At 71.1% G+C, this 6,462-nt stretch carries 8 protein-coding genes; 4 read left to right on the top strand and 4 right to left on the bottom strand.

Translation table 11 applies throughout. The features are described from left to right. A partial coding sequence (locus GX015_RS04295; RefSeq protein ID WP_291343049.1) for an MMPL family transporter occupies positions 1-591 on the bottom strand: 591 nt, incomplete at its 3' end. 132 nt (positions 592-723) lie between these two features. Between GX015_RS04295 and GX015_RS04290 the strand changes: the two genes are divergently transcribed. From GX015_RS04290 to GX015_RS04275, 4 genes are all read left to right on the top strand, one after another. Further along, on the top strand, positions 724-1,383 hold the full coding sequence (locus GX015_RS04290; protein WP_120983003.1) for a TetR/AcrR family transcriptional regulator: 660 nt from the start codon (positions 724-726) through the stop codon (positions 1,381-1,383). A 43-nt stretch (positions 1,384-1,426) separates the two neighbouring features. Beyond that, entirely contained in the window at positions 1,427-2,113 is a 687-nt protein-coding gene (locus GX015_RS04285) for a 3'-5' exonuclease (protein ID WP_120983004.1), read from the top strand. Between the two features lie 4 nt (positions 2,114-2,117). Next, a complete protein-coding gene (locus tag GX015_RS04280) occupies positions 2,118-2,816 on the top strand; it encodes an HAD hydrolase-like protein (RefSeq protein WP_120983005.1) in 699 nt (232 codons plus the stop codon). A 365-nt stretch (positions 2,817-3,181) separates the two neighbouring features. After that, positions 3,182-3,757: a TetR/AcrR family transcriptional regulator gene (locus tag GX015_RS04275; protein ID WP_291343046.1), complete on the top strand. Its 576-nt coding sequence runs from the start codon at positions 3,182-3,184 to the stop codon at positions 3,755-3,757. 3 nt (positions 3,758-3,760) lie between these two features. Here the strand turns inward: GX015_RS04275 and GX015_RS04270 are convergent, their stop codons facing one another. The 3 genes from GX015_RS04270 to GX015_RS04260 form a co-directional block, all read right to left on the bottom strand. Beyond that, on the bottom strand, positions 3,761-4,807 hold the full coding sequence (locus tag GX015_RS04270; protein WP_120983007.1) for a methionine synthase: 1,047 nt from the start codon (positions 4,805-4,807) through the stop codon (positions 3,761-3,763). Beyond that, the gene (gene mnmA, locus GX015_RS04265; protein WP_120983008.1) at positions 4,804-5,931 is read right to left on the bottom strand and encodes a tRNA 2-thiouridine(34) synthase MnmA; all 1,128 of its coding nucleotides are present in this window, start codon (positions 5,929-5,931) and stop codon (positions 4,804-4,806) included. The genes GX015_RS04270 and mnmA overlap by 4 nt, the downstream gene beginning before the upstream one ends. Before the next feature lie 63 nt (positions 5,932-5,994). Then, a partial coding sequence (locus tag GX015_RS04260) for an aminotransferase class V-fold PLP-dependent enzyme (RefSeq protein ID WP_291343043.1) occupies positions 5,995-6,462 on the bottom strand: 468 nt, incomplete at its 5' end.

Here is a 6,462-nt window from a genome sequence, read left to right as displayed (position 1 = left end):
GTCGCCCGACGCGAAGACCTTCACGGTGTCGGTGACGATTCCCGCCGGGCCGGTGAGATGCGTGGTCGCGCCGTCCGCCGCGTCCGCCGCCGCCCTGCGCATGGCAGCGACGTCGTCGCGGAACTCGGCCGTCGTCGGATCGTCGACGACGGGGACGATCAGCGAGCGGGTCAGCCCATCCCCCGACCGCGTGCCCTCCACCCCCGCGGGCATGCAATCGGCCCCCGGGCGCAGACCCGAACCGGGCTCGGCGCACGACGCCGAGATCGGGGCGAGGGTCCGCTCGCCGACGGCCCCGCGGAAGTGGTCGGTGACCGCGGCGGCGGCGCCGCGGGCCGTCGCTTCATCGTCCTCGGAAATCGTGATGATCGCGGGCAAGACGTCGTCCCGGCCGGGGAACGCTTCGCGGAGCCTCTCCTCCGCCATCGCGGACGCGGCGTCGGCCGGCGCGCCGTCATCCCCGGCCGCCTTGACGTCGTCGATGGACGGCGACATCGCGCCGAGAATCCCGACGAGCAGGACCCAGGCGACGATCACCGCCCAGGCCCGTTTTTTCGTGCCGAATGCGGCACGGAGGAACGTCGCGTACATGGAGTCGAACACACCTCTCGAAGTCGTGAGGCTCTCTTGGCGACACGATGTCGCTAAAATCGACCTCGACCATATGGACAATGTCCCCCGAAGCCGAAACCCGGCCGGGGACCCCGTCCGAGGGAGGAATCCATGCCCCGCATCACCGCCCCCACGCTCATCGAACACCGCAGGAAGACCAGCGAATCCATCCTCGACGCCGCCGAACGGATCTTGGCGGGGATGCGGGTTCGCGACACTCCCCCGCCCCCGACCATGGGGGCCATCGCGGCGGAAGTGGGGCTCGCCCGGTCGGCCCTGTACCGCTACTTTCCGGACGTCGACGGCATCATCGAAGCCGTCGTCGCACGGCAATTCCCGCTGTGGCTCGACACGGTGCGCGACGACGTCGACTCTGCTGGGATGGCGGCCGGGTGGCCCGCCCGCGTCATCGCCTACGTGGAATCGAATCTCCGGTTGGCGGCCGGCTCCGACCATTCGTGGCGGGCGGGCATCTCCGCACTGCACTTGTCGGCCCAGGCGCGCGAGCGGATCGGGGCGCTCCACCGCGAGCTCAACGCCATCCTCGACGGCGCGATCGCCGATTCCCCCGTTTCCGACCCCGTCGCCCGCCGCCACCTGGCGTCGACGATCCAGGCCCTCGTCGACGCGGGCGTGCGCGAGGTCGACCGCTTGTCCTCGGACGACGGGGACCCGGCGAGGGATGGCGCGGTGGCGGACATCATGTCCTGGTACGCCGAAGCCTCGGCGGCGATCGTCCGCACTGCGGAGACCCGGGCCGACGGGCGATGAACCCGGCCCACACCGAATCCGGGGGCCCGTTTAGAGTGGTGCCATGACCACCTTCGACGCGGGCAGGATGTTCGCCTTCGACCTGGAGACGACGGGCACCGACCCCCACGAATGCCGGATCGTGACATCCGCGCTGGTCCGCATCGACGGCGGCCCACCGCAGGCGGAGGAGCTACTCGCCGACCCCGGGGTGGAGATCCCCGAGGCCGCGGCGGCGGTGCACGGGATCACCACCGAGCACGCGCGGCGGCACGGTCGGCCCCACGACGAGGTGCTCGCGCGGACGATCGAGGAGATCCGCCGGGCCTGGCGCGACGGTCTGACGCTGGTGGCCTTCAACGCCGCCTACGACCTCACGGTCCTGCGCACCCAGGATCCGGGGTTCACCGTCGACGGCCTCGTCTTCGATCCCCTGGTCATCGACCGCGCGCGCGACCAATACCGCAAGGGAAGAAAGACGCTGGGCAACGTCTGCGAGCACTATCACGTGCGTTTGGACAATGCGCACGAGGCGACGGCCGACGCGCTGGCCGCCGCCCGCCTGGCGTGGGTGATGGCGAAAAAGGTCTGGCCGGACCTGGCCACCATGGACGGCGACGAGCTCATGGAATACCAGGCGGTGTCCCACTTCGAGCAGCAGCGCTCGCTGCGGGACTGGTTCGTCAAGCAGGGCCGCGACGTGTCGGACTTCCACATGGGCGCGTGGCCCATCGACGCGCCGCGGGGGTAGGGCCGTGCTCGTCATCTGGGACATCGATCTCACGCTCATCGACAATGCGGGCTTCGGCCACGCCGAAGCCGACCGGCTGCTGGAGGCCCGGGGCGTGAAGCGCCCCGCGGACCTGACCTTCGCCGGCCGCACCGACGCCGACATCTGGGGCACGGTGCTCGGCGCCCAGCCGGGCGACGCGGAGCTCGGCGACTTCCTCACCGACCTCGCCGACGCGTGCGCGGTCGCCGAATGGAAGGGGTTCCCCCTGCCCGGAGTGCGCGAGGTCGTGTCCTCGCTGGCGAGGGCCGGACATTCGCAGACCGTCGTGTCGGGAAACATGGCGGAAACCGGGTGGCTGAAATTGCGCCACGCGCATTTGTCCGAATTCATGGCGCCTCGCTTTTCCGCCTTCGGCGATTACGCAATTGACAGGTCAGATTTGATGAACGTCGCCCTCATGGAATGGGGCGGCCGCGGCCCCGTCGTCGCCGTCGGCGACACCCCCGCGGACGCGGCCGCAGCGCTGGAAAGCGGGATCGGATTCGTCGGCGTGACCACCGGCCGCCACACGGCGTCGGACCTCACCGCCGCACTCATCAACGTCAACCGGCTGCCGACGCCCTACTTCACCGACGATGACCTGCCGGACGGCACCGCGATCATCGATGACCTGACGGATACGCCGGCGGTCATCAAGCTTTTGGAGTCCATGGCCCGCTGAACCACCCCCGCCCGCCATCGAGCGGGGATAGCGGATGTGACACCGGGTGAATAGCCGCTAACTTTGCGACGTTCCGATTCCGCCCGAAAATGGGCCATTCATGCCCATATACCACCAAAGCCCGTGGGGGAACGATATTTTCACGACACTCACGTCAGAATGCCTATTTCAGTTGAAGCCCGCGCACAATTTTTCACGGAAGTGCAATTCTGCATTTCGGTTTCGGCATTGATAAATTGAACTGGTCTGATACCACCGGCGAACCGGAACGGGCGCACGCCGCCCAACCGGATTCCGCCATCCGGAAGGATCCAGGAACGATGCCGAGGAGCCCGAACACCACCTCGCAGCGTGACCGTGCCGCGATGACCGAGAAGATTCTCGACGCGGCCGAGCACCTGCTGCGGCGCGACGTCGACGGGACGGGAATCCCGCCCCTGACGCTCGGGGACGTCGCCAAGGAGGTCGGGCTCGCCCGCCCCAGCCTGTACCGCTACTACGCCGGAGTCGAGGATCTCATCGAGGCGGTGTCCATGCGCGGCTTCGACGAGTGGGTCGTCACCGCCGGAGCGGAGGTGCGCGCGGCCCGGGAGTCTTCCGGCCCCCGCGCCGGCATCCGGGCCTTCGTCGAATCCAATCTGCGCCGCGCCCCGGGCGGCGACCTCCGGTGGCGTCATCAGCTGCTGCGCGTCCACCTGGACGAAGCCGCGCATAGGCGCGCCATGGCGCATCAGCTCACGGCCTCGGACATCCTCGTCGAATGCATCGCCGATCTCCCCGACGTCGACGGAATCGACCGCGGCGACCTGACCGACGGCCTGCGGCTGCTCATCAGCGGCGGCGTTCTCGCCGTCGCCGATCAGCCCGATGCGCTGGACGCCCACATCCGCCTGTTCTCCGCCGCCGCCGACGCGATGATCGACGAGGCCCTGGGCGCCTAGGTCCTACAGGTCGCCGGCGGCGCGGGAGATCAGCTCCGCCGTGCGCCGCCCGCCCGCGTAGGCAGGGGCGATCCACGTTGCCGGCGCACCGGCGAACCCGCGATCGACGGTGATGCCGACGTGGTCGACGAGATCCGCCCGGGGGAAGGACAGCTCGTCCCACAGCCGGGCGATTCGCTCGGAGATCCCCCGCGCGTCGGGCTCCAGGTGGGCTCCGGTGTGCTCGTCGGTCTCCCCCGGCTCCGCGGGCACGGCACCGAGCAACAGGTCCAGTCCCGCTTGGCGCAGCCGCCCGACCTCGTCGAGCATCGCGGACCCGCGGATGGCCCCGATGGGCAGCGCGATTCCCGCCGCCCCGGATTCGAGCAGCGCCTTTTCCAGCGACGGCGGCCTCGGCCCGGGATGGCGCGCCGCGAGCCCCGGGAGTGCGATGGTGACCTCCGGCCGCCCCCGCCCCTCCGCGGTGATGGCGCGCCACTGTTCGGCCAGCTCGCGGTACCCGACGGCGGGCAGCGTCGTTCCCTCGACCGCCCCGTCGACCAGGCCCGCCGCGATCGCGGGAGCCGCGGGCTCGTGCATGACGACGTCCACCTGGGCGCCGAAACGCCTGCGCACGTCGGCGACGTGGGAATCCAGGCCCTCCGCCAGGGAGGCGGCGAGGTAGGCCACTGCACCGCGGTCGGTGAGCATGCGGTGGCCGCCGGGCAGTTCGATCGACGCCGCCAGCGTCCACGGCCCGACGACCGGCACGGTGACCTGCTCCGGCGACGTGCCCCAGAATTCCTCGCAGACGTCGATGTCCCGCTCCAGGTGATCGGCGGCCACCGTCACGGCGCGCCCGCCGCGGTCGGCGATGCGCCATGACCGGGGGCCGACGTCCAATCCCAGGTCCGCGCAGATCGCGCCGGTCCGCCCGACGGCGTCGGCGCCCACGCCGCGGGCCTCGAGGATCGGCAGGTGCGGGTGCGCCCCGCACTCGCCGGCGAGGATTTCCGCCACCGCGCGCACATCGGCGCCGGGCAGCGGGCCGAGGCCGCGGAACCCGGTCACCGCGCCTTCTCCGTCGACGTGATGGTGCCCGACCCGATGACGATGTCTCCGGCCTCGTCCGGCAGGTACAGCACCGCCGCCTGGCCCGGTGCGACGCCGCGCAGAGGCTCGCCGAGCATGCACGTGAACGCCCCGCCCGTTCCGGCATCGTCGACTTCGACCGTCCACTCGACCCGGCACGGCACGGGACGGCCGTGCGCCCGCACCTGCACCTCCGCGTCGAAGGAGGCGGGCGGCTGGCCGGTTTCCGCGTGGACGTCGTCAAGCCACACGGCGCGGTCGACGTGCAGGACCCCGACGTCGAGGTCCTCCCGGCGCCCCACCGTCACCGTGCCCGTGCCCACGTCCATGCCGGTGACGTAGCGGGGCTTGCCGTCGGCCGCGGGGCCCGGCAGGCCGAGTCCCTTGCGCTGGCCGATGGTGAACGCGTCGACGCCGTCGTGGTCGGTGAGCTTCTCCCCCGTCGCCCCATCGATCACCGCCCCCGGCCGGCGCGGGATGTGGCGGCCCAGGAACGCCTGCGTGTCGCCGTCGGGAATGAAGCAGATGTCCGTGGAATCCGGCTTGTTGGCGATGGTGATCCCCCGCGCCGCCGCCTCCGCGCGAATCTGCGGCTTCTCCGTGTCGCCGATGGGGAACAACGAACGCGACAGCTGGTCGCGGTCGAGCACGCCGAGCACGTAGGACTGGTCCTTCGCCTGGTCGCCGGCGCGGCGCAGGCGCCCATCCTCATCGACCAGCGCGTAATGCCCGGTGGCCACGGCGTCGAAGCCCAACGCCAGCCCGCGGTCGAGCAGCGCCTGGAACTTGATGCGCTCGTTGCAGCGCAGGCACGGGTTCGGGGTCTCGCCACGTGCGTAGGAATCGATGAAATCATCGACGACCTCGGCACGGAACCGCTCCGAGAAGTCCCACACGTAAAACGGGATGCCCAACAGGTCCGCGACGCGGCGGGCGTCGCCGGAATCCTCCAGCGAGCAGCAGCCGCGGGCACCGGCGCGAAGCGTGACGGGGTCCTTGGCCAGGGCCAGGTGCACGCCGACGACGTCGTGCCCGGCGTCGACCAGCCGCGCCGCCGCCACGGCCGAGTCCACTCCGCCGCTCATCGCCGCCAACACCCGCATCGCGCTACCTCCCGTGCGTCTTGCTTCCCGAAGACCATTCTCCGGCACCAACACCGCGCCCGATCAGGCCATTCCCGCCGCGCGCGCCCGTGCGACGGTATCACCCAGCACCGACAGCACCGCATCGACGTCGGCGTCCGAGGAATCCCACCCGAGCGTCAATCGCAGCGCCCCGCGCGACGTGGCGACGTCGACGCCCATCGCCTCGAGCACGTGGCTCGCCCGGTTGACGCCGGCGGCGCACGCCGATCCCGTGGCCGCGGAAATCCCGGCCGCGTCGAGCAGCATGATCAGGCTGTCGCCCTCCGCTCCCGACACGCTGACGTGCACGTGACCCGGCAGCGCGGGCTCCGACGTGTGCACCACGACCCCCTCCAGCTCGCGGACGGCGGCCAGCAGGCGATCCCTCAGCTTTGCGACGGCCCGGCGCTCCTCCTCCATCGCCGCCGTCGCCGCGCGCAGCGCCGCCGCCATGCCGGCCGCCGCGGCGACGTCCGGGGTGCCGGAGCGCAGGCCCCGCTCCTGTCCCCC

The organism is Corynebacterium sp. (assembly GCF_012837295.1).
In the GTDB taxonomy this organism is placed as follows: Bacteria; Actinomycetota; Actinomycetes; order Mycobacteriales; family Mycobacteriaceae; genus Corynebacterium.
This window is presented reverse-complemented; position numbering and strand designations above follow the sequence as displayed.